This is a genomic window from Pedobacter hiemivivus (assembly GCF_004331685.1).
Taxonomy (GTDB): domain Bacteria; phylum Bacteroidota; class Bacteroidia; order Sphingobacteriales; family Sphingobacteriaceae; genus Pedobacter; species Pedobacter hiemivivus.
In genome coordinates this window covers 1-1,086 of sequence record NZ_SJSM01000063.1, presented here as the reverse complement: position 1 = coordinate 1,086, position 1,086 = coordinate 1, and the positions used below count along the sequence as shown (strand labels likewise).

Below are 1,086 nucleotides of genomic sequence, written 5' to 3'. Positions count from 1 at the left end.
TGGGTATGGCTATCAGATACATAGGTCACAAATTCTTCTACGCCTAACTTTTTGATCGCTTGAATGTACTGGGGGAAATCTGCTCCACTTTTTACTTTTTCATGTTCCTGCTCAATCGCTTTAAGTGCTATTTTAGGGCTATTAAAAAATTTAGAATCCCTCACCAATTCGATATCATCCCATTTTTCTGTCTGTTCCTGATCGACTGTCCCATCCGCTATTACAGCTCTGAATACAGCAACAGGATTGAAGCTTTTACTATTGATGATCAGGTTACCAGAAAATGTCTTTTGTATAAACTGAAATGAAAAYATAGAAATACATAAACAGCCTGGTTCTATTTCAAAGTTAAGTTCCTGAGCTGGCATAACGCTATCTTTTGAACCATTTGGAATTTCAATCGACTGAATCGGACACATCGTTCTATTTCCATAAGTAAGGTCAAACATCCCCACAGTGATGTTTAGCAAGCAGGAAGTCGCTTTTGCTGGAAATTTCATGTCCTTTGAAACAAGCATTTCCGGTAACTTGATGGTCAGGATATTTCCATTGATGGTCTGTTCAGGTTGCGCAAAGAAATTATCCATTACAGGAGAATCCGCATTAAATTCAAAACCATTGAGCCGATCAAAACTATTGGTTGTAAAACGATAGGTCTCAGATTGAGCGTCGAATGCCTGTTTCAATGCCTTTTGTACGTCTGTTCTAAAGCGATAAACCATTGTTCCATCATAAAAATCTGTGATGATCTCCGTTGCATCTCGCCGGAATTGTTCTGCCAGGGTACTGGCGATCCCAAATTGAGTTGCTGCTTTGTGTGTGTTTTCAGTTTGCTTCTCCTTTGTCAACCTGGATTTGCCTGTAACCAATTGCATATTGCGATACTTCTTAAAAACAGCAGGTCCTATTACACCTGTCAGGAATTTTCCGTCAAATTTTGCCATGATCTATATGTTTTTTATAAATAAACAACTGATCTAAGATAAGGTTTGGATAGCATACTACAAAATTTCAAGTTAAAAAAAATCAAACAGTAATCAAACTCTATGTTTTTTATTGAAAAAGTTGGAGTATAGTTGGAGTATA

1 protein-coding gene is annotated in these 1,086 nt (G+C 37.2%); it reads right to left on the bottom strand.

Features of this window, described 5'->3' with window-relative positions; all coding sequences use genetic code 11:
* Positions 1-944 (bottom strand): DUF1398 family protein (locus tag EZ444_RS27715; protein ID WP_225874875.1); only part of this gene is annotated, 944 nt, incomplete at its 3' end.
* Positions 945-1,086: the final 142 nt, after the last annotated feature.